This is a genomic window from Shinella sp. JR1-6 (assembly GCF_004284735.1).
In the GTDB taxonomy this organism is placed as follows: domain Bacteria; phylum Pseudomonadota; class Alphaproteobacteria; order Rhizobiales; family Rhizobiaceae; genus Shinella.
Genome location: NZ_SHMI01000004.1, coordinates 318,466 through 337,959, shown reverse-complemented (window position 1 = coordinate 337,959; position 19,494 = coordinate 318,466). Strand labels below are relative to the sequence as shown.

At 64.1% G+C, this 19,494-nt stretch carries 19 protein-coding genes; 6 read left to right on the top strand and 13 right to left on the bottom strand.

The window, feature by feature from the left end:
* Positions 1-37 precede the first annotated feature (37 nt).
* Positions 38-922 carry a sugar phosphate isomerase/epimerase gene (locus EXZ48_RS09270; RefSeq protein ID WP_037409430.1) on the bottom strand — a complete coding sequence of 295 codons (885 nt, stop codon included), beginning with the start codon at positions 920-922 and terminating at the stop codon, positions 38-40.
* A 409-nt stretch (positions 923-1,331) separates the two neighbouring features.
* Here EXZ48_RS09270 and EXZ48_RS09265 point away from each other — a divergent pair, with 409 nt between their 5' ends.
* Genes EXZ48_RS09265 through EXZ48_RS09255 form a run of 3 tightly spaced genes read left to right on the top strand, consistent with a single transcriptional unit; the run spans position 1,332 to position 4,914 of the window.
* Positions 1,332-2,855 carry a sugar ABC transporter ATP-binding protein gene (locus EXZ48_RS09265; protein ID WP_130515496.1) on the top strand — a complete coding sequence of 508 codons (1,524 nt, stop codon included), beginning with the start codon at positions 1,332-1,334 and terminating at the stop codon, positions 2,853-2,855.
* A gap of 30 nt (positions 2,856-2,885) precedes the next feature.
* Complete coding sequence (locus EXZ48_RS09260; protein ID WP_130515494.1) at positions 2,886-3,854, top strand: ABC transporter permease; 969 nt, start codon at positions 2,886-2,888, stop codon at positions 3,852-3,854.
* Positions 3,855-3,900: 46 nt separating this feature from the next.
* Complete coding sequence (locus EXZ48_RS09255; RefSeq protein ID WP_130515492.1) at positions 3,901-4,914, top strand: substrate-binding domain-containing protein; 1,014 nt, start codon at positions 3,901-3,903, stop codon at positions 4,912-4,914.
* A gap of 94 nt (positions 4,915-5,008) precedes the next feature.
* On the opposite strand, the gene EXZ48_RS09250 is transcribed toward EXZ48_RS09255, so the two are convergent.
* Entirely contained in the window at positions 5,009-5,539 is a 531-nt protein-coding gene (locus EXZ48_RS09250) for a dihydrofolate reductase family protein (protein ID WP_130515490.1), read from the bottom strand.
* Between the two features lie 217 nt (positions 5,540-5,756).
* Between EXZ48_RS09250 and EXZ48_RS09245 the strand changes: the two genes are divergently transcribed.
* Positions 5,757-6,062 carry a hypothetical protein gene (locus EXZ48_RS09245; protein ID WP_023513617.1) on the top strand — a complete coding sequence of 102 codons (306 nt, stop codon included), beginning with the start codon at positions 5,757-5,759 and terminating at the stop codon, positions 6,060-6,062.
* A 360-nt stretch (positions 6,063-6,422) separates the two neighbouring features.
* Here EXZ48_RS09245 and EXZ48_RS09240 read toward each other — a convergent pair whose 3' ends face one another.
* The 10 genes from EXZ48_RS09240 to EXZ48_RS09195 all read right to left on the bottom strand — a co-directional run bounded on the left by EXZ48_RS09240 (position 6,423) and on the right by EXZ48_RS09195 (position 16,879).
* A complete protein-coding gene (locus EXZ48_RS09240; protein ID WP_130515488.1) occupies positions 6,423-7,931 on the bottom strand; it encodes an amidohydrolase family protein in 1,509 nt (502 codons plus the stop codon).
* Positions 7,928-8,866: a nucleoside hydrolase gene (locus EXZ48_RS09235; RefSeq protein ID WP_130515688.1), complete on the bottom strand. Its 939-nt coding sequence runs from the start codon at positions 8,864-8,866 to the stop codon at positions 7,928-7,930. The genes EXZ48_RS09240 and EXZ48_RS09235 overlap by 4 nt, the downstream gene beginning before the upstream one ends.
* Positions 8,863-9,288 carry a VOC family protein gene (locus EXZ48_RS09230; RefSeq protein ID WP_130515486.1) on the bottom strand — a complete coding sequence of 142 codons (426 nt, stop codon included), beginning with the start codon at positions 9,286-9,288 and terminating at the stop codon, positions 8,863-8,865. Before EXZ48_RS09230 ends, EXZ48_RS09235 begins: the two co-directional genes overlap by 4 nt.
* Before the next feature lie 8 nt (positions 9,289-9,296).
* Positions 9,297-10,190 (bottom strand): ABC transporter permease, encoded by an 894-nt coding sequence (locus tag EXZ48_RS09225; RefSeq protein WP_023513621.1) that lies wholly within the window; start codon positions 10,188-10,190, stop codon positions 9,297-9,299.
* Positions 10,187-11,224 (bottom strand): ABC transporter permease, encoded by a 1,038-nt coding sequence (locus EXZ48_RS09220; RefSeq protein ID WP_130515484.1) that lies wholly within the window; start codon positions 11,222-11,224, stop codon positions 10,187-10,189. Before EXZ48_RS09220 ends, EXZ48_RS09225 begins: the two co-directional genes overlap by 4 nt.
* Positions 11,221-12,801, bottom strand: coding sequence for an ABC transporter ATP-binding protein (locus EXZ48_RS09215; protein WP_130515482.1), 1,581 nt, complete (start codon positions 12,799-12,801; stop codon positions 11,221-11,223). Before EXZ48_RS09215 ends, EXZ48_RS09220 begins: the two co-directional genes overlap by 4 nt.
* 147 nt (positions 12,802-12,948) lie before the next feature.
* Positions 12,949-13,974: a BMP family ABC transporter substrate-binding protein gene (locus tag EXZ48_RS09210; RefSeq protein WP_130515686.1), complete on the bottom strand. Its 1,026-nt coding sequence runs from the start codon at positions 13,972-13,974 to the stop codon at positions 12,949-12,951.
* 116 nt (positions 13,975-14,090) lie between these two features.
* Positions 14,091-14,411 (bottom strand): NIPSNAP family protein, encoded by a 321-nt coding sequence (locus tag EXZ48_RS09205; RefSeq protein ID WP_023512230.1) that lies wholly within the window; start codon positions 14,409-14,411, stop codon positions 14,091-14,093.
* Entirely contained in the window at positions 14,408-16,048 is a 1,641-nt protein-coding gene (locus EXZ48_RS09200; RefSeq protein WP_023512231.1) for a GMC family oxidoreductase, read from the bottom strand. The genes EXZ48_RS09205 and EXZ48_RS09200 overlap by 4 nt, the downstream gene beginning before the upstream one ends.
* 3 nt (positions 16,049-16,051) lie before the next feature.
* The gene (locus EXZ48_RS09195) at positions 16,052-16,879 is read right to left on the bottom strand and encodes a uracil-DNA glycosylase (RefSeq protein ID WP_050743345.1); all 828 of its coding nucleotides are present in this window, start codon (positions 16,877-16,879) and stop codon (positions 16,052-16,054) included.
* Between the two features lie 259 nt (positions 16,880-17,138).
* Between EXZ48_RS09195 and EXZ48_RS09190 the strand changes: the two genes are divergently transcribed.
* Positions 17,139-17,771 carry a TetR family transcriptional regulator C-terminal domain-containing protein gene (locus EXZ48_RS09190; RefSeq protein WP_130515480.1) on the top strand — a complete coding sequence of 211 codons (633 nt, stop codon included), beginning with the start codon at positions 17,139-17,141 and terminating at the stop codon, positions 17,769-17,771.
* Between the two features lie 58 nt (positions 17,772-17,829).
* Here the strand turns inward: EXZ48_RS09190 and EXZ48_RS09185 are convergent, their stop codons facing one another.
* On the bottom strand, positions 17,830-18,156 hold the full coding sequence (locus tag EXZ48_RS09185; protein WP_130515478.1) for a helix-turn-helix transcriptional regulator: 327 nt from the start codon (positions 18,154-18,156) through the stop codon (positions 17,830-17,832).
* Positions 18,157-18,232: 76 nt separating this feature from the next.
* Here EXZ48_RS09185 and EXZ48_RS09180 point away from each other — a divergent pair, with 76 nt between their 5' ends.
* Positions 18,233-19,429, top strand: a complete 1,197-nt coding sequence (locus tag EXZ48_RS09180; RefSeq protein ID WP_207900383.1) for an MFS transporter — start codon at positions 18,233-18,235, stop codon at positions 19,427-19,429.
* Positions 19,430-19,494: the final 65 nt, after the last annotated feature.

Here is a 19,494-nt window from a genome sequence, read left to right as displayed (position 1 = left end):
GACCCTACACGGACAAAGCACGTTGCTAGAAGAGCCTTTAGGGCCGGGCGTTCGTTGCCCGGCGGCGTTTGGCCTCTTCGAGCTTCATCTCGATAAAACCCTTGGCATGAGCCGCCAGCGGGTCGTTCTGCGTCCAGGTATCACGCCAGATGGCGCAGACGAGCGACAGCCCCTCATCGACCACCGCTGTGGAAAAACTCTCGAACACGATGTCGCGCTTGTAATCGATGTCGAGGAGCGCGTCGAAGATCGCATCGAAATCGATGACACCGTCCCCAAGATAGCCGCGATTGCTTTCGCCGATGTGGAAGTACCCGATCTTGTCGCCTGCAAGCCGGATGGCTGCGGCGGGATTGGCCTCCTCGATGTTCATGTGGAACGTGTCGAGATGCAGGCGCACATGATCCGAGCCGGTGTCCGCGATGAACTTCAGGCCCTGGGCGGTCGTGTTGAGAAGGTTGGTCTCGAAGCGGTTGACGATCTCGAGAACGATATCGACGCCTGCGGCCTTGCCTGTCTCGGCCGTTCCGGCAATCGCCGCGACGCTGTTGTCCCAGCCGCGCTTCGTCGGCTGTCGACCGTATTTGGTGTGCGCGGAATAGAGAATACCGCCAAGCTTGGTGCCGCCGATGTCGCGCACGGCGCGCACGGCGTCCGCCAGCATCGCCTTGCCGCCGGCAACGACGGCCTGATCCTCACTCGAAACGTCGCGATCGATCGGAAGCCCCATCGTCACGCCGATCTCGACATCGAGGGACTGGGCGAGCTTCGCCAGGTGATCGAGATCGAACTTCTCCGGTCGCAGATAGGCGAATTCGATCGCGCGATAGCCGTGCTCGGCGGTCTTGCGCAGGGCCATCTCAAGCCCCTCCTGGGTTTGGCCGCCCGTCCAAACAAATGAATGAATACCCAGTCGACGCATCACAATTTCCTCCGCATAGTCGCTTCGTTGGCGACATGGCTATCTCTATTAGTATTTTTACGCAACAAATATTTTTGGGATGAAAATCCCTAAAAGCGGTTCAATATCGTGGAAAGTGCGTAAAAATCATAAAATCCACCTTCATGATCGAGAAAGACCACCAGACGCAACAACCAAAAAGGTCATTCATCCGATATAATTTGCATGTTTAAGCAACAAACCTTGCGTCGCCAATTTTTTTGCGTTAGGTGGTGTGCATGGCGAGCGCGATTTCGCCGGCTGCCGGGAGGGCTGACATCATCAGCGGGCGCGTTAAAGCGCCCCCGCTTCTGCCGCCCTAAGGCCGGCCTCTCCCCACACATCGACAAATTCCCGCCCTTGAGGCGGGCGACCATGCAGGAGGAGCGCAATGGTTGCGAATGAACCGACTTTGCAAGACAGGGGCGACACACCGCCGCCTTTGCTGCAGGCCCTGAACCTCTCAAAAACCTTCAACAAGGTTCCCGCCCTCATTGATGGGCGGATTACGCTGCGGGCCGGCACCGTGAACGCGCTCTGCGGGGGCAACGGCGCCGGCAAATCGACCTTCCTCGGCATTCTGATGGGGCTGCTGCGACGCGATTCGGGAAGGGTCTCCATCCGCGGCAGGGAGCTCGAGTTCGGATCGCCGGCCGACGCGCTCGATGCAGGCGTCGCCATCATCACGCAGGAGCTCAGCCCGTTTCTCGACATGACCGTGGCCGAAAACCTCTATCTCGGCAGGGAGCAGCGGCGCGGCCGTTTCTTCGTCGACGACCGACGCATGCGCGCGGAGGCCGAGGATATCCTGGCGCGCCTCAAGTTTGACATCCCGGCCAGCGCCCGGCTGCGCGATCTCTCCGTTGCCCAGTCGCAACTCGTCGAGATCACCAAGGCGATCAGCCGGCGCAGCGACATCCTGATCATGGACGAGCCGACATCGGCCATCGGCGAACGCGAAACGCAGATGCTCTTCGACGCGATCCGTACCCTGACGGCCGAGGGCGTCGGCATCATCTACGTTTCCCATCGCCTGACGGAAATCTTCGAAATCTCTGATGACTATACCGTCTTCCGCGACGGCCGCTTCGTCGAGGGCGGAGCCATATCGAATATCGACCGCAAGGGTCTCATCCGGTCGATCGTCGGCCGGGACCTGCTGGATCATCGCCGTGAGCCAAAATCCTTCGACACCGAAAAACCCTTGCTGGAGGCCCGCGGTTTCTCGGCAAAGAACCGGTTCAGCGATATCAACGTGACCCTGCATGCCGGCGAGATCGTCGGCCTCTACGGCCTGCTCGGCTCTGGTCGCAGCGAGTTCGTGAACGCCCTCTACGGCAACGAACCGCGCGATGCGGGCGAGGTCCTGATCGACGGCAAACCGACCGACCTGCGAACGCCGGCCGATTCCATCCGTGCCGGTATCTCGTTGGTGACGGAGGACCGCAAGCAGACGGGCTTGTCGCTGACCGCCTCCGTCGCGCACAACATCACCGTGGCGAACCTTCCGCACTATACGCGCGGCGGCTTCCTGAAAGGTTCGGCGGAGGCTAGCAGCGTCCGCGCGCACATCAAGCGCTTCTCGATCAAGACCGCTTCCGCCGACCTGCCGGTGCAATCGCTGAGCGGGGGCAACCAGCAGAAGGTCGTATTGGCGCGTTGCATCGATACCGATCCGCGCATCCTGATCTGCGACGAGCCGACCCGCGGCGTCGACGAGGGCGCCAAGCGCGAAATCTACGCCTTCCTCGAAAGCTTCGTCAAAGCGGGCAACGCGGTGCTGATGATCTCGTCGGAAGTGCCCGAGATCCTGGGCAATGCCGACCGCATCATCGTCTTCCACCGCGGCCGGATCGCAGGCGAAGTCTCCGGCCCCGACGCCACCCAAGAAACCCTAGTCCACCTGGCATCCTGACCGGACGCATCGCTCGTGGAGGAGACCACCATGAATTCCACCGACGCTCTCAAGCGCGATATCCAGATCGGAACGCTGATCGCCCGCTACGGCATCGTGATCTCGTTCGTGTTGCTCTTCATCATCCTGTCCCTTGCCTCGTCGAACTTCCTGTCGACGAACAATCTGCTCAACGTCCTTCGGCAGGTGTCGATCAACGGCGTGCTGGCGGTCGGAATGACCTATGTCATCCTCACCGCGGGGATCGACCTGTCGATCGGTTCGCTGCTGGCCTTGGCCGGCGCGGTGGCCGCAAGCCTGGTTACCGGCGCGGATGCGTTCAACCCGGCAATCGCGGTGCTTGCCGGCATCGCCACCGGCGCCGCCTGCGGCGTCGTCAACGGCGGCATCATCGCCTATTTCAAGGTGCCGGCATTCGTCACCACGCTCGGCATGCTGAGCGTGGCGCGCGGCGCGACGCTGCTCTACAGCGGCGGCCGCCCCATCCCCAATCTCAGCCCGGAATTCCGCTGGCTCGGCCAGGGCCTGGTCTTCGGCATTCCCGTGCCGGTCATCATCTTCGCCATCGTCTTCGCCATTGCCGCGATCGTGCTTCGCTACACGGTCTACGGGCGCCGGATCTATGCGGTCGGCGGCAATCCGCGCAGCGCCAAGACCAGCGGCATCAACACGAACGGCATCGTCTTCTCGGTCTACGTGATCATGGGTGCACTCGCAGGTCTTGCCGGCGTCATGCTGACCGCACGCACCACCTCGGCCCTGCCGCAAGCCGGCATCGGCTACGAACTCGATGCCATCGCCGCCGTCGTCATCGGCGGAACAAGTCTCACCGGGGGCATCGGCCGTATCGGCTACACGCTCGTCGGGGTGCTGATCATCGGCATGATCAGCAACGGTCTCGATCTGATGGGGGTGTCCTCATACTACCAGCAGATCATCAAGGGTTCGATCATCGTCCTCGCGGTGCTGATCGACCGCTCCCGCGCGCGGAGCGAATGACACCTGGAACGCGGCCATCGCCGCCTGCAACTGGAGGAATTGCACTATGAAAATGACCCGACGTTCGCTTTTTGGCGCCGCAGCAGGCCTTTGCCTTGCCACCGGCTTTTCCAGTTCGGCCGCTCACGCCGAAGCCTTGAAGATCGCCGCCATCGTTCAGAGCCTCAACACCGAATACAACGTGCTCTGGGCCGACGCCGCCAAGGCGCATCCCGCCCTTTCCGACGGCACGGCGACGCTGACGATCCTCGACGGCCGCCAGGACGTGCTGACGCAGTCCAACCTGTTCGACACGGCGATTACGGAAAAGTACGACGCCATCGTCTTCATCCCCGTCGACGTCGATGCCGGCAACGAACCGATCGAGCGCGCGAAGGCCGCCGGAATTCCGGTGTTCGGCTCGAACACCGTCGTCTCCAACACCGCGCTCTACGACGCCTATATCAACTCGAACGACGTCGAGGCGGGCGAGCTTCTGGCAAAGGCCGTGATCGACAAGGCCGGACCGGACGCCAAGATCGTCATCCTGGAAGGCATGCTTGGCCAGTCTGCACAGGTCCAGCGCCTCGAAGGCATCCAGAAGGTGCTGAAGGACAATCCGGGCGTCACCGTCCTGGAGCAGAACACGGCTAACTGGTCGCGCGCGGAGGCCATCACGCTCATGGAAAACGTGCTCACCGCGCACGGCAAGGATGTACAGGGCGTTCTGGCGGAAAATGACGAGATGGCTGTCGGCGCCATCGAAGGCATCCGCAACCATGGCCTCGATCCCAAGAGCGTCCCCGTTGCCGGCGTCGACGGCATCAAGGACGCGCTGGAGGCCGTGAAGCGCGGTGAACAGCAGATGTCCATCCTTCAGGATGCCAGCGGTCAGGCCCAGGGCGCCATCGACCTCGCCCTCAGCAAGCTGGCCGGGGAAAGCTACAAGCCCCGCGCCGCCGTCTGGGATGTGAATGGCGGAAAGCTCGCCTGGAACGGCGGCAAGGAGCAGCACTATTATGTGCCGTGGCTCGCCGTCACCGCGGAGAATGTCGACGCGGTTCTCGGCGCGAACAAGTAGGCCCGAACCACCGGGACCGGACGCGCGCGTGCCCCTGACGGGGCACGCGTTGGTGTCGGTCGCCGGACGCGTTTCCCCTCCGGCATATCCCCGATCAGGCAGGAACGTAGGTCAGCCGGATCACATCCTCGCAAATCCTCTCGCTCGCCACGAAATGGAGCGCTGGCCGGGGACCGGCGAAATAGGGCATGCCGCGACCGAGCACGACGGGATGCAGGTAGATACGGTATTCGTCGATCAGACCAAGGTCGCCGAGGCTCTTTGCAAGATGCGGACCGGCCACCTCGATCTCCCCTTCATGTTCGGCCTTCAAGGCACGGATCGCCGCCTCAAGGTCATCGCCGAGAAGTGCAGCATTGGGCCCGACAGACTGCAGCGACTGCGAGGCGACCCATTTCGGCTGCCTCCGCCATGCCACGGCGAAGGCATGCTCGTCCGCGCCCCATTCGGGGTGTTCGTCATCCCAGTAGCGCATGATCTCGTATATGCGGCTGCCGTAGATGCTGCCGGTCTGCCCGCGGGCCTCTTCGATGAAGTGCCGGAAGAGCGTTGGGCTTGGCGCGAAGGCCGTATGATCGACATAACCGTCCAGGGACTGGTTCATTCCAAACACCAGCTTCGCCACTGCCGCCTCCTCTGCCGATCGGCACGTTCGCCTGTTTCCGATCGCACTGGCAATCAACGACAGACTAGGCTAACCGGTTTCATATCGCAACCAGTTTGTCGCTGCGCGCGGCAACCCCACCTGCCGATGGAAAGAGGCAGGGTTGTGCAAAGTTTGGGTTGACCGCTTTCGACGGCGCAGCGACACTTCAGTCCTTGATAAGGCAGGAGGAAAACCAATGGACGAACCAGACCGGTGGCGCCACATGGCAAGCGCGCCGCGAGACGGTAGCCGGATTCTCGTCACCGTGCGCTCGTCCGAACAGGGACCGGCGGAAGTCGACGTCGCCTACTGGGCGAATGGCGACCGCTTCGGCGCAGAAGGCTGGCGCGCCTCCGACTCCTCCCCCGGCCGCGTCATCGAATATGCCGAACCGGAGCTGAAGTGTTGGATGCCGATGCCCTCGGCCAGCCTCAGCCGGGCCTCCGCACCCGCGCCCTGGGAGGGCGAAGACGCCCAACAGCTCGACGGATCGGGGATCTAGAGCAGTTCCAGCAAAAGTGCGTAGCGTTTTTGCGTCAGGGATTGCGTAAAAACAAACAGATAGTGCGTTTTCGCAATTCGAAGAAAAGCCGAAACGCTCTAGCGAAACAGGCTCCGCCTCCTCTCAGATCCCGCCCGTGCGGCTCCGCCACGCGGGCGGGCTTCCCGGCTTTTCTCCGAAAAGGAAGAGACGTTTCCTACGGCGTGAAAGCACACCATCTCGCTGACCATCGTCAGCACCGGCTGCCGTGTCGCCCTGCCCGTCACCGCCAATGTCGGCGAATGCTTCGAGCCGGTCTGGCGCATGCCGGCACTACGGGAGATCTTGCAAAAGCTCAGCCCTGTCGGCTCGAAGCGCTGATCAACCGCCATCGCCCTGATAGCGGTTGATGGCAATGTCCATCCCCGTCGCCCTGCGATGGATTTCGGCCATAACAGGTTCGAAGACCGCGTTGCGACGCTCGAGCTCGGCATGCTCGGCAAGATAGGCCGGCACCAGCGCGGCAACCTCGTCAAAGACGGCCGTTTCATCCACCGTGGTCAGACGTCCGCCTTGCATAACGATCCGTCCGGCGACCATCGCCGTTTCGATCGAGGATCCGTTTTCCGAATAGACCAGATGTTTGGCGACATCGTTGAGCGGCATGAAGGGGTAGGTCTTCAGATCGAGAATCAGGAGATCGGCCGCCTTGCCGACCTCCAGCGACCCCGTCACCTCCTCCAGCATGGCCGTCTTCGCGCCACCGATCGTCGCCATAGTCAGGATTTCATGCGCCGCCACCCATTTCTCGTGGTCGGGTCCGGCGGCACTGTGCACGAGGCCGGCAACGCGCATGACGTCGAAGATGCGCGACGTGTCGTTCGAGGAAACACCATCGGTGCCGAGCCCGACCGTCACACCCGCATCGAGCAGACGGCGGATCGGGGCAATGCCTGCGCCGAGCTTCAGGTTCGACACGGCATTGTGCGCGACGGAGACGCCCGCGTCCCCCATCAGCCGCATGTCCTCGTCGCTGACCCAGACGGAGTGTGCAATGGTCGTGTTGCGCTTCAGGAGACCGAGATCGTGCATGTAGGCGATGAGAGACTTGCCATGCAGCACCGGGCCCGTCACGGCCTGCGTCTTCGTCTCGAGAATATGGGTATGGAAGGGCACATGCCGTGCGACCGCAAGGTCCATGCAGGCGGCCATGAGATCGGGCGTGCAGCGCTGCGGCGCCGAGGGGGCGATCATGAAGTTCAATCGACCCGCCTTGCCGTGCAGGCTGGAGAAGGCGGAACGGCAGTAATCCATATAGGCGCCCGCAGTCATCGGGGGCCCGAAATCGAGACGCGCCTGCAGTTCGGGGGGCATCACCTCGCGCGCGAAGGGCAAGGCGTCGAGCGTGTGCACATTCATCACGGCGCTCGAGACGTTGGCGCGAATGCCGGCATCTTCATAGGCCCGGAACACCGTGGCAAGCCGGTCAAGGTCGTGCCTTGGCGGGTCGAAGAAGTCGTCGCAGAAGGTGGTGACGCCGTTGCGCAGCGATTCCATCGCCAGCAGCAGGCTGCGCAGATAGAGCAGCCGCTCGCCGATCGGGTCGTTCATCAGCAACGGATAGGCATAGAGCAGCCAGATCTCGAGCGGCATGCGCTCGTAGCGACCGCGAAGGAAAGTCTCGCTGGAATGGGTGTGCGCGTTGACGAGCCCGGGCATGACCAGCTTGTCGCGCCCCTCGATGATGCGTGCGCCCGGCCCAGCGGCGATCGTTCCGCCGACCGCCTTGATGGTCGCGCCGTCGATGAGGATATCGCCGGAAAAGGGAGCCGAACCATGCTCTGCGTCCATGGCGACGATCGTCGCGTTGCGGATCAGCGTCTCGCTCATGGCAGGTTTCCGAGGGATTGCAGCAGGAGATCGTAGTAGGCGGCGGGATCGCCGTCGCGGACATAGAACACGTTTTTCGGCCGGTCGGTGATCTGCCACCAGTCGGCGACCGTCATGCCGGCGGTCAAAGTGCCGTTGAGTTCGACGGAGACATTGATCTGGCGCCCCGAAAACATCTCCGGCGCCAGCATGAAGGCAGGCACGCAGGGCCCATGCAGCGGCGCGCCCTCCCAGCCATATTTTTTCAGATCGAAGGCCTCGGAGAATTCCAGCATCTCCGCCGTCGCCACCCCGCAGCGGTTGGCAAGCGCCCGCATCGCATCGAGCCGCGCACGCGTCGAGCGCATCCGGTGCGTCACGTCGAGCGGCAGCAGCGTCGTCCTGATGCCGGCCCTCAGCACGATATCGGCGGCTTCGGGGTCGACATAGCAATTGAACTCCGCGGTCGGGGTTATGTTGCCGACCTCGAAATAAGCGCCAAGCATCGCGACGACCTCGCGGATCTTTCCGGCAATGTCAGGCGCCTTGCGCAGGGCCATCGCGAGGTTCGTCACGGGCGAGAGCGCGCAGATGGTGGTCTCACCGGGATGGGCGCGGACGGTATCGATGATAAAATCGACACCGTGTTTCTCCCGGGCTTTGATGGATGGCGGCGGCAGGTCCGGGCCATCAAGACCCGTCGGACCATGCACATGCTCGGCCATGACCAGCGGGCGGATGATCGGGTGCGGGCAACCGGCGAAGACAGGAACATCCGGCCGACCGGCCAGTTCCATCAGCTTCAGGCAATTGGTGACCGTATGGTCCAGATTGATGTTGCCGGCCGTCGCGACGAGGCCGAGCACGTCGAAGGCCTGCCGCTGGCCGAGAATCATCAGGATCGCAGCGGCCTGGTCCTGCCCGGGATCAGTGAGGATGATGAGCTTGCGCATCATGCCGCCACCTTGCCCGGCGCGCCGCCTTCCAGCCATGCGTAAAGCTCCCAGGTCTCGCCGTCCGGCCCTTGGAAATAGAGGCAGCGGGCGTTCCAGGGGTAGTCGGCCGGCGGCCCGACGAAGACCACACCCTCCTTCGCAAGGTCCGCATGGAGCGCATCGATATCGGCCGGGCTGTCGAGCCTCACCGCGACGAGCACGGCCGAGGCCGACCCTTTCGGCACGCACACATTGGCATGCGTCTCGATATGCGCCCGGTCCCACACCGCAAGCGTCAGGCCCGCACCGATGAAGTCGGCGAAGCCCGGCGCGCGATGCTGGAGCTTGAAACCGAGTTTCTGCGTGTAGAAGCGGATGGATGCCTCGAGATCGGTGACCAGGATACAGACGTCCCGGATCGGATGGCGTTGCGCGAACATCATGATGCCTCCTATTGGTCCCGCAGTTCGGCGAAGGAACTTGCCGCTTTCGCCCCGCCGCGCAGCTTGCCGGAAAGCCAGACGCCGAAGACGGTGGCGAGATAGGGCAGCGCCTGCAGAAGATCGTGCGGGATCCTGTCGCCGAACATGAGCTGGGCGCGGATGCCGATCGCCCCGACCACCGCGAAGAAGAGCGCGGCGAAGGTCGCGCCCACCGGATGAGCGGCTCCGAAGATGACCGCGGCGAAGGCCATGAATCCACGCCCGGCGGTCATGCCCTGGGCGAAGAACTGCAGGCTGCCGGCGGCAAGTTCCGCACCGCCGATGGCGCACAGAACCCCGCCGATCGAAAGCGCCACGAGCCGCATGCGCGACGGGTTGGCGCCGACCCCGCGGGCGGCAAAGGGGTGCTCGCCGCAGGCTGCGAGCCGAAGGCCGAAACGTGTTCGCCGCAGCAGGACCCACATGGCGAAGACGACGAAGGGCATGGCGGCCACAGAGATCGACAGCACTCCGTAGGTGCCGAAGGCCGGCCCGAGCTTGGGAATGCCGAACGGGGCCGTAACGGTCGCCTGGCTGCCGAAGATCGACTGGACGGCGAGTGCCGTGCCGCCGACACCGAGCCCCGTCAACCCGAGGCCGGCGATGATGGGGTTGGCCTTCAGCCTGTCGATGACGAACCAGAGAAGCACCGACGCCAGCACACAGGCAAGGATGGCGATGAGGATGGCCGCCGCCACGGATTTGGTAAGCATGATACCGAGGATCGTGGCACAGGCGCCGATGATCATCAGACCTTCAAGGCCGAGGTTCCAGACCCCTGCCCGCTGGGCGATGACGCCAGCGAGCGTGACGTAAATCAGCGGCGTTCCGGAACGCAGGATGGCGATGATGATCTCATTCATGACGAACGCCCTCCAAAACGCAGCACCCTGTCGACAAGCTTCGACCGTGCCGTGATGAACAGCGCGATCGCTGCATTGATGATGTCGATGGCAGCCGCCGGCAGCCCCGCCATGATCGGCAGGTAGAGCGCCGCGGAAGCAAGGCCGCCGAAGAACACGGCTGCCACCGCCGTTCCGACAACGGAGAGATTGGCAACGAGCGCGATGAGGATCGCCGTGAAGCCATGCGCCGGCAGGAAGCCCGAAGCGATACGGCCGTTCGGCCCCATGAATTCGATCGTGCCGGCAAGGCCCGCCAGCGCCCCGGAAATGAGGAAGCTGGACAGGCCGAGCTTCCAGAGCCGTGCCCCCTGCCACTCGACCATCGTGCCGTTGCGGCCGGCAAGGCTCGCCAGCACCCCGAAGGCGGTCCGGTTCACCAGCAGCCACATCAGGATGCCGACGATGGCCGCGATGGCAATGATGGTCGGGGAGAGGCCGAGGGAATCGGAAATACGGTAGGCCGCATCGAGCGGCCGGCTCGATGCCTGTTGGCCGGACCCCGAGGGATCCTTGAGCGGTCCCGCGGTGACATAGACCAGAAGCAGGCCGGCCATGAAGTTGCCCATCAGCGTGGTGATGACCTCGTCGGTGCCGGAGCGAAGGCGCAGCAGGCCCGGCCAGAGAGCCCAGAGGGCGCCGCCCAGCATGCCGGCAAGCAGCAGTGCGGGAATGACCAGGACGGCAGGCCCGCCCTTCAGCGCCTCGGCCGCAAAGGCGGCGCAGATCGCGCCGACATAGAACTGGCCCTGCGCGCCGATGTTGAAGAACCCCGCCCGGAAGGAAATGCCGACGCCGACCGCCGTGATGAACAGCGGCAGCGCCCACCGGAGGCTTTGTTCGATCGCGCCACCGCGCAGGAACGCCCCGTCGAGCACCGCCCAGAGCATGACGGGCGCGTTGTAGCCGGCAAGCTGGAAGACGAGTGCGCAGAGCACGAGCGCGAAGATGACGAAGACCAGACTGCGGAGGACGTTGATAAGGCTGTCTTTCATGCGTTTGCCCTCACAGCAGCGCCGGTCATGGCAGCCCCCACCGACCCGATGTCGAAGGGCGCGCGGAACTCCCCATTCAGCCGTCCCGACAACATCACCACGACGCGGTCGGAAATATCGAACAGCTCATCGAGATCCGACGAGATGAGCAGGATGGCGGCACCGCGGTCGCGGGCCTGCCTCAGCGCCTGCCACACGAAGGCGGTCGCGCCGATGTCGAGGCCGCGTGTCGGCTGGGCGGCGATGATCAGCCGCGCGGCGGGATCGACCTCGCGCGCGAGGATCACCTTCTGTGCGTTGCCGCCGGAGAGCGAGCCGGCCCTCTGTCCGCAATTGTGATAGTGCACGCTCCATGCCTTGAGCGAGCGGTCGCACGCCTCGCGAATGGCCGCAGGCCGGATGACCTTGAGCAGACTGCCCTGCAGCAGGTCCCGCGCGCTCCAGTTCTGCCAGAGCGAACTGGTGAGGCTGAGGCCTTCCACGTTGCGCTCGAAGGGAATGATCCTGAGACCGATCGCACGGCGGGCGGCAAGCGGCTGGCGGGTCACGTCCTGCCCGGCGAGAGCGATCGAGCCGCCGTCGAGGTCCGCGAGGGCGGAAATCGCCCGGACCAGTGTCTTCTGCCCGTTGCCTTCAACACCGGCGATGCCGACGATTTCGCCCGGACGGATATCAAGGTCGATCGTGTCGAGTGCGATGCCCTCGCTGTCCGGCCGGGTGGAAACGGCCTTCATCGACAAGACGGCGGGGCCTTTTGCCTGGGACGGCTGGTCGGCATCCCCGCCGGCCGGGGATTTCGTTCCGACCAGGGCGTCGCGGTCGTGCCCATCGAGCGTCCTGGCCACCGCATCGCCGACGATCAGGTTGGCCAGCCGCTCGGCCGGAACCTCGGCGATCGGAAGCGGCCCCTCCACCTTCCGGCCGCCGCGCAGCACCGTGACCGTATCCGCGATACCGAGCACCTCACGGATCTTGTGCAGAATGAGGATGACGGTGACGCCACGCGCCTTGAGGCGTCGAACGCGGGAAAACAGCATGTCGATGCCCGCCGGCGACAGCACCGCCGTCGGCTCGTCGAGAATGAGCACGCGCGCATCCGTCACCAGCGCACGCGCGATCTCGATGCCCTGCTGCGTCTCGATCGGCAGGTCGCGGATCCGCCGGTTGAGATCGACCTGAACGTCGAGCCCGGCAAGATGCGGCCGCCATTTCTCCGCAAGCGCCTTGCGGCTGTAGATGCCGCCCTTGCCCGTCGCCCCGAACTCCATGGTTTCGGCAACGGTGAAGGACGGCGGCAGGGCAAAACTCTGGTGGACGAGTTCCACGCCCGCGGCGCGGCTTTCCCTGACCTGCCCCGTGCGGATTTCCTGCCCCATCACGTCGACGGCACCGAAAGTCGGCCGCACGAGGCCGGCGGCGACACGGGCGAAGGTCGTCTTGCCGGCGCCGTTCTGGCCCACGACGGCATGGATCTGGCCCGGAGCGAAGGAGGCAGAAACCTCCGACAGAGCCGTCACGTCACCGAACTTCACGGTGACGTCGCGGCACTCCAGGGCCGACTTCGGAAGATTGGGCATGATACGGTTCCCAACGAGAGCAGAGGTTCACGTCCGTCAACAGGGCTGGAGACGAGCCGCGAACCTCCCGCGACCATCCCTCGGGGACGGCCGATGCCGATTATCCGTCAAGGCTCCACGCCGGCCCGATGGGCCGGCGCCGGAGGCTCAAAGCGTTGTGTTGAACGGGACCTTGATGGATCCGTCCAGAATGCCCGCCCGAACCTTGTCGACCTCGACGAGCGCTTCCTTCGCCTTCGCATTGAGATCTGCCGGTCCCTGCTCGGCGAAAACAGGCGAAGGAATGAAATCGATGACGCCGGTGCCGAGGCCCGTATGCTCATGCGTGCCGCCCTTCCAGTCGGAGCCGACGGCCTTGGTGACCTCGTTGTAGAGCGAGACGCCGAAATCGAGGCTGACGATGGAGATGAGCGACTTCGGACCGAGCTCGTACTGCCCGGGCGCAAGGCAGCTCACCATGCGACCTTCCTTTTCATTGGCCGCAGCGATGATGCCGCCATCAGTGGCCGCCGCATCGGTCTGGATGTAGTCGATGCCGTCATTGTACATCTGGGTGGCGATTTCCTGCCCCTTGGCGGGATCCTGGAACGAGCCCGCAAAGGCGGCGACGACGCTGGCATCCGGCCGGATGGAGTGCACGCCGGCCTTGAACGCGTTGAAATCGGCATTGAGCGGGGGAATCGAGACGCCGCCGATGAAGCCGGTCTTTCCGGTCGAGGTCATCTTGGCGGCAAAGACGCCTGAAAGATAGCAACCGAGATAGTAGTCGTAGGAAACAGTCACCACGTTCGGGATCGCCGGTTCGAAGGGGTCGCCGAAAAGCTGGATCCACTTGGTGTTGGGATAGGACGGCGCCAGCGCCTTGAAGGGCTCGGCCACTTCGTTGAAGGTCGAGACGATGATCGCAGCGCCCGCATCGCCGAGCGTGCGGTAGATGGTCTCGTAGGTCGCCGGATCCTGCGCGTAGATGGCGCGGTACTCGAAGCCCTTTTCCTCCGAAAGCTGCTTGAGCTTGGCGATCATCTGGTCCACCGGACCGTTGTCGCCGGCCGCCTGCGTGTGAACGAGCGCGACCAGCCCGCCGGAGGCGCGGGCGAATTCGGGCACGATGCTGGCTGCAAAGCCAAGCGCCGCGGCGCCTGCGCTCGCCTGCAGGAATGTGCGGCGATGCATCCTGTGCTGTGCATTGGTCCCAGTCTTGTCTGTCATGATGGTTCCCTCTTTTATCGATTGTCGTTTCGCATGCGCATTCGCCGACGCGCAGGCCCTGCTGCGCATCGGTTGCCGCCTCAAAGAGGAGGCGAGTAGGAGGCCGGGTTCATGATCATCACCTCCTGCTTCTGGATCGCGTCCAGCGCCCAGACCTCGGAGATGAACGTCTGCCAGTCGGGGTCGGCATACATCGCCGTCCGGCGCGCCTCGCGGTCGGCGAGACTGTCGTAGGCCCACATCAGAACGGTGGTGTGAAGGGTGCCGAGTTCCGAGGAATAGAGGCCGACAAAGGTGTTGAGGTGGCGCTTCTGCACAGGCAGACCGTCAGCCTCGTATTTCTTCATCCACTTATCGACCGTACCGGGCTTGAAGGTATAGGTGCGGTGTTCGAGGATCATCGGATCGCTCCTTCTGCGTTCAGGATGAACTCGGCGCATTTCTCGCCGATCATGATGGCCGGCGCATTGGTGTTGCCGCTCGAGATGATCGGCATGATCGAGGCGTCGGCGACGCGCAGCCCCTCGATGCCGCGGACCTTGAGCCGCGCGTCCACCACGGCCATGGGATCGTTGCCCATCTTCGCCGTTCCCACCGGATGGAAGGTCGTCATGGCCGTTGCACGAAGCCAGCGGGTCAGCGCCGCATCGTCGAGCGCCTCCGGCCCGGGCGCGAGCTCCTTGCCGCGGTATCGGTCGAAAGCCTTCTGGCCGACGATGTCCCGGGTGAGCCGGATGGCGTCGATCATCGTGCGAATGTCGAACTCGTCGCGCAGGTAGTTGGCCAGGATCTTCGGCTTGTCGGCGGGATTGGCCGACCGCAGCGTGATCTCGCCGCGGCTCACCGGATTGACGGGGCCGACACGGATCGTGAACCCGTGGTTGGCTTCCACCGCCTGTTTCTTGCGGAACGGATTGGGGAAGTGCAGGTTGGCCGTCTTTTCCAGCGCCGGCATGAAATGCAGCTGGATGTCCGGCGCGACGAGACCATCGTTCGAGCGGATGAAAGCGCCGGCCTCGTAGGGAAAGGTCGTCGTGATGCCTTCCCCGAACAGCATGCCCTGGGCAACGGCCGGTATGAGCTTGTCGGCACGCAGGTCGCCGAACAGGGTGATCGGCTCCCGGCATTCCCAGCTCATGACGCAGTCGACATGATCCTGAAGGTTCTTGCCGACACCCGGAAGATCGAGCACGGGCTTGATGCCGAGTGCGCGCAGCTCGTCGGCCGGCCCGATGCCCGAGAGGAGCAAGGCCTTGGGGGAATTGACGACGCCCGCGGACAGGATGACCTCACGCCCCGCATGGGCGCGCCCCGACCGACCGTCCCTGACATAGTCGACGCCGCATGCCCGGCCGTCTTCGATGACGAGGCGTGTCGTTTCCGCCCCCGTCAGCACGGTCAGGTTCTTGCGATCGAGCGCGGGGCGCAGGAAGGCCCAGGACGTCGACCAGCGCTTTCCCTTGCGGATGGTGAAGTCGTAGCGGCCGAACCCTTCCTGGGTGGCGCCGTTGAAATCGTCGTTGTCCGGGTAGCCGGCCTGCAGGCCCGCCTCGCAGAACACGTCCATCAGCGGATTGTGGCCACGGGCCCGGCAGACGGTCAGTTCGCCGTCTGCGCTGTGGAACGCATCCTTGCGCTGGATATGGGTCTCGGAGCGCCGGAATGCCGGCAGCACCTCGTCATAGGACCAGCCGGGCAAGCCAAGCTGCGACCAGCGGTCATAATCGTGGCGATTGCCACGCACGTAGATCATGCCGTTGATGGTCGAGGTCCCGCCCAGCACCTTGCCGCGCGGCCAGTAAAGCGAGCGGCCGTTAAGGTAGGGCTCGGGCTCCGTGTGATAATGCCAGTTGTAGATGCCCGAATGGAACAGCTTGCCCATCAGCATCGGCAGCCGGAACAGCGGATTGCGATCCTTGCCGCCCGCCTCGATCAGCAACACACGGTTCGCCGGGTTCTTCGACAGGCGGTTCGCAAGAACGCAGCCCGCCGACCCCGCGCCGACGATGATGAAATCATATTCCGGGGCAGACGCCATGGATCACCATGCGACAGGCTGGCCGCCCATCGCCTCCAGGTAGGAATTGCACAGAAGGAACGGATTTTCCCGGCCCAGCACATCATCGGCAAAAGCGGGATGCGCGCGCTGGACATAGGCGACATGGCCCTCACGCCCCTCACCGACACCGGCCGCGGCAAAGATATCGGCGGCAGCCGCGCCGAAACCCAGGAAGACGACGGGCGCGTCCCGCGCCAGAAGCGTTTCGACCACGCGCAGCATCAACGGCCGCCAGAAGGGCAGATGCCCGCGCGACTGGTGCGGATCGATATCGACGCGAAAACGGGAGAGCGTCAGCGATGCGTTGAGCAGGAGGACACCCTCCCTCACCCAGCGGTCGGCAATCAGGCTGGGTGCCTCGAACACCCCCGCCGGATCACACAGCAGATGGCGCACATCCGGCCATCGGCCGAAATCCCGTGCGAGGCTTTCATCGCCGAGGCGCGCGGCCGCGATGAGCTGCATATAGGCGCGGATGCTCTTCGAGAACATCTTGTCCAGCTCACCCCAGCCAGCAAGATTGCCGGCCTCGAAGGCGCGGCCCGTTGCGAAACCGGGTTCAGGATAGGGATCCTGCCCGAGGATCAGGCAGCGCACATCCCGCGGCGCAATGCCGTCAAAGGCCGCGAGCATATGCGCCCCCGGCGGCTGGCCGGGAAAAACCTTGCCACGGCGGGCCGGAAAGATCGGCTCCCACGCCTCCAGCTCGAGATCGCCGCCGACACGATCGAAATCCGCGCCGACGGAGCCGAGTGCGGCACGCCAGAGCTGCGGCAGGTCGCCTTCCCAGCCGGCAAGCGTCTGCGCCATCGCCTCCCTCAACCGCATCGACATCCCGGCCTCCCCTTCCGTCCACTGAAGGGGAGACTAGACAAAACTTGACCAAAGTGTCAACTTTCCAAAAGACAAAAAATGACGACTCGGTCAATTTTTCCTGACAAATACGTCAGCTTTTGGCAAAGATCGAAACGCTTGCATTTCGCCGGAAAACGCGGCAATTGCGCAGACGATCCCGCCACCACGCACGATTGCCTGGTACGAAGCGACGGCGAGATGGAGGCGGAACGACATGGCAAGGTCAGCTAAAGATCCCGAGGAGCGCATCCGCGAGCGCAACATGCGCCTCATCATCAAGGCGGGGATCGAAGTCTTCGCGCGCAAGGGCTTCGACGGCACGCGCATCGCCGAGATCGCGGAGGCTTCAGGCCTGCCGAAGGCCAATGTCTACTACTACTTCTCCTCCAAGGAGGAGATCTACACCGCGATCATCGCCCATCTCATTGCCAGCTGGGACGATGCGCTGAAATACATCTCGCCCGAACGCGAGCCCGCGGAGGCCTTCCGGCTCTACATCAAGGCAAAGCTCGAATACACGCGCAAGAATATCGCGGAATCCCGCCTCTTCGCCAGCGAGATCATCCAGGGCGCGCGGTTCCTGAAGAAGAAGGATCGCGACCACATGCGCCAGATCACGGATGCGCATGTGGCCGTCGTCGAGGGCTGGATTGCCGCCGGCAAGATGCTGCCGGTCGATCCCCGCCACCTCTTCGTCATGCTGTGGGCATCGACGCAGTTCTACGCGGACTTCGAACCCGTCGCCGCCGACGCCCTGAAGAAGTCGCGCCTGAAAGCCGAGGACTACGAAAAGGCAGCCACCACCATCACCGAAACGATCCTGAGGGGCATTCTCCGCAATCCCTGAGCGTTTGCGCTGAACCAGGACACCGTGAGGGTCTCGCGCGGCCGTCCCGGATAGTCGGCTATGTCTCGGCGGAGGCGGACAGCACCGAACCGATCAATCCCGGAAACCGCGCCTCCAGGTCGTCGCGCCGGAGGCTGAGGCGGCGGCCGCGGCCCAATGGCTCATTGCGGATGACACCGGCCTCGCGCAGCACCTTCATCAGATGCGACTTGGTCGACTTCGGCATCGAGGGGTCGGAAAGATGACATTGGGCCATCTCGAGCGGGCCGTCGGCGAGCTGGCGCACGATGGCCAGCCGCTCGGGATCACTCAACGCGAAGAGCACGTCGGTCAGCCGCATATCCTTGCGGGCGGGATGCGGGAGTTCTGGTATCTCGGGCGCCATGGTTCGAATTTAGTTGAACCATGGTGGAAATGATAGTAGATATTGGTTCGAAATTATTCGAACAATCAGGTGCCCCGTGACCGATGCGACGCTCTTCACGCCGCTACGCAGCCGAACTGGCTTCCGCATCACGCTTGCCGGCATGGCGGTGATGATGGCCGGCGCCAGCGCGCCCTCGCCGTTTTATCCGCTGCTGCAGCAGGAGATCGGTTTTTCGGCGGCCACGCTGACCGGCATCTTCGCCGTCTATACCGTCGCGCTACTGGCCTCGCTGCTCGTCACGGGATCGCTGTCCGACCATGTCGGCCGGCGGCCGGTGATCTCCGGCGGCTTTGCGCTGATGGCGCTGAGCCTGCTGCTGTTCTGGCAGGCGGGCGACGTGGGCGGATTGATCCTGGCGCGCGCCTTGCAGGGCATCGCGGCGGGACTGCTGCTCTCCGCGCTGTCGGCAACCGTGGTCGATCTCGAACCGAGGGACAGGCCGGGCAGCGCCGCGGTCTGGAACTCGGTTGTTCCGCTGGGCGGGCTCGCCGTGGGGGCTCTTGCGGCCGGCATTCTGATGGATGCGACGGACATGGCGGAGGCGGATGTGTTTGGCACGCTGGTCGTCACCTATGCGCTGTTTGCCGCTGCGATCTGGCTCATCCCGGAGACCGCGCCACGGCATGAAGGTGTCTGGGCCTCGCTTCGCCCGCGGGTCGGCATACCCGCCGCCGCCGCCAGGGCGTTCTGGCGGAGCGCCCCCGCCGTTATCGCGGGCTGGGCAACGGGCGGGCTCTATCTCTCGCTCGGCGCACCGATCGTCCGGCACGTCTTCGGCGCGAAGGATCATGTGACGCAGGCGAGCGTGATCGTGCTGCTCTGCGCCGCCGGTGCCGTCGCCTGCTACATCGCGCGCGGACATTCCTCACGGCGGGTCACGCTTTACGGAACCTCGGCGCTTTCGATCGGAACGGCGCTGACGCTTGCGGCGATCGGCTGGCAGTCGCTGCCCGCCTATCTTGTGGCTCTGGTGATCGCCGGAACGGGTTTCGGAACCTGCTTCTACGGCGTGCTGCGGTCGATCGTCCCGGTCGTGCGGCCGGACGAGCGCGGTGAGCTCTTCGCCGCACTGTTCACGCTGAGCTATCTCGCCTTCGGCATCCCCACCCTGCTCGCCGGCATCGCCGTCGGCATGTTCGGGCTGACGGCGACGACGCTGGGCTACGGCACGCTGATCGTTCTGTTCTCCGCGACGGCAGGTCTGCTGCGCAGATTCGGCACGTCGGATTGACGTTCTCCGCGAGAGGCCGAGGTCAAACGGTCCCTGGACCTGGATTCCACGCAAATCCCGACGGA

What these genes read in the sequence shown, in the direction of transcription:
- EXZ48_RS09210 (WP_130515686.1), bottom strand. Translation starts at nt 13,974, where the DNA reads ATGCATCGCCGCACATTCCTGCAGGCGAGCGCAGGCGCCGCGGCGCTT.
- EXZ48_RS09205 (WP_023512230.1), bottom strand. Translation starts at nt 14,411, where the DNA reads ATGATCCTCGAACACCGCACCTATACCTTCAAGCCCGGTACGGTCGAT.
- EXZ48_RS09260 (WP_130515494.1), top strand. Translation starts at nt 2,886, where the DNA reads ATGAATTCCACCGACGCTCTCAAGCGCGATATCCAGATCGGAACGCTG.
- EXZ48_RS09235 (WP_130515688.1), bottom strand. Translation starts at nt 8,866, where the DNA reads ATGATGCGCAAGCTCATCATCCTCACTGATCCCGGGCAGGACCAGGCC.
- EXZ48_RS09200 (WP_023512231.1), bottom strand. Translation starts at nt 16,048, where the DNA reads ATGGCGTCTGCCCCGGAATATGATTTCATCATCGTCGGCGCGGGGTCG.
- EXZ48_RS09185 (WP_130515478.1), bottom strand. Translation starts at nt 18,156, where the DNA reads ATGGCGCCCGAGATACCAGAACTCCCGCATCCCGCCCGCAAGGATATG.
- EXZ48_RS09220 (WP_130515484.1), bottom strand. Translation starts at nt 11,224, where the DNA reads ATGAAAGACAGCCTTATCAACGTCCTCCGCAGTCTGGTCTTCGTCATC.
- EXZ48_RS09195 (WP_050743345.1), bottom strand. Translation starts at nt 16,879, where the DNA reads ATGGCGCAGACGCTTGCCGGCTGGGAAGGCGACCTGCCGCAGCTCTGG.
- EXZ48_RS09225 (WP_023513621.1), bottom strand. Translation starts at nt 10,190, where the DNA reads ATGAATGAGATCATCATCGCCATCCTGCGTTCCGGAACGCCGCTGATT.
- EXZ48_RS09240 (WP_130515488.1), bottom strand. Translation starts at nt 7,931, where the DNA reads ATGAGCGAGACGCTGATCCGCAACGCGACGATCGTCGCCATGGACGCA.
- EXZ48_RS09255 (WP_130515492.1), top strand. Translation starts at nt 3,901, where the DNA reads ATGAAAATGACCCGACGTTCGCTTTTTGGCGCCGCAGCAGGCCTTTGC.
- EXZ48_RS09190 (WP_130515480.1), top strand. Translation starts at nt 17,139, where the DNA reads ATGGCAAGGTCAGCTAAAGATCCCGAGGAGCGCATCCGCGAGCGCAAC.
- EXZ48_RS09270 (WP_037409430.1), bottom strand. Translation starts at nt 922, where the DNA reads ATGCGTCGACTGGGTATTCATTCATTTGTTTGGACGGGCGGCCAAACC.
- EXZ48_RS09245 (WP_023513617.1), top strand. Translation starts at nt 5,757, where the DNA reads ATGGACGAACCAGACCGGTGGCGCCACATGGCAAGCGCGCCGCGAGAC.
- EXZ48_RS09215 (WP_130515482.1), bottom strand. Translation starts at nt 12,801, where the DNA reads ATGCCCAATCTTCCGAAGTCGGCCCTGGAGTGCCGCGACGTCACCGTG.
- EXZ48_RS09230 (WP_130515486.1), bottom strand. Translation starts at nt 9,288, where the DNA reads ATGATGTTCGCGCAACGCCATCCGATCCGGGACGTCTGTATCCTGGTC.
- EXZ48_RS09265 (WP_130515496.1), top strand. Translation starts at nt 1,332, where the DNA reads ATGGTTGCGAATGAACCGACTTTGCAAGACAGGGGCGACACACCGCCG.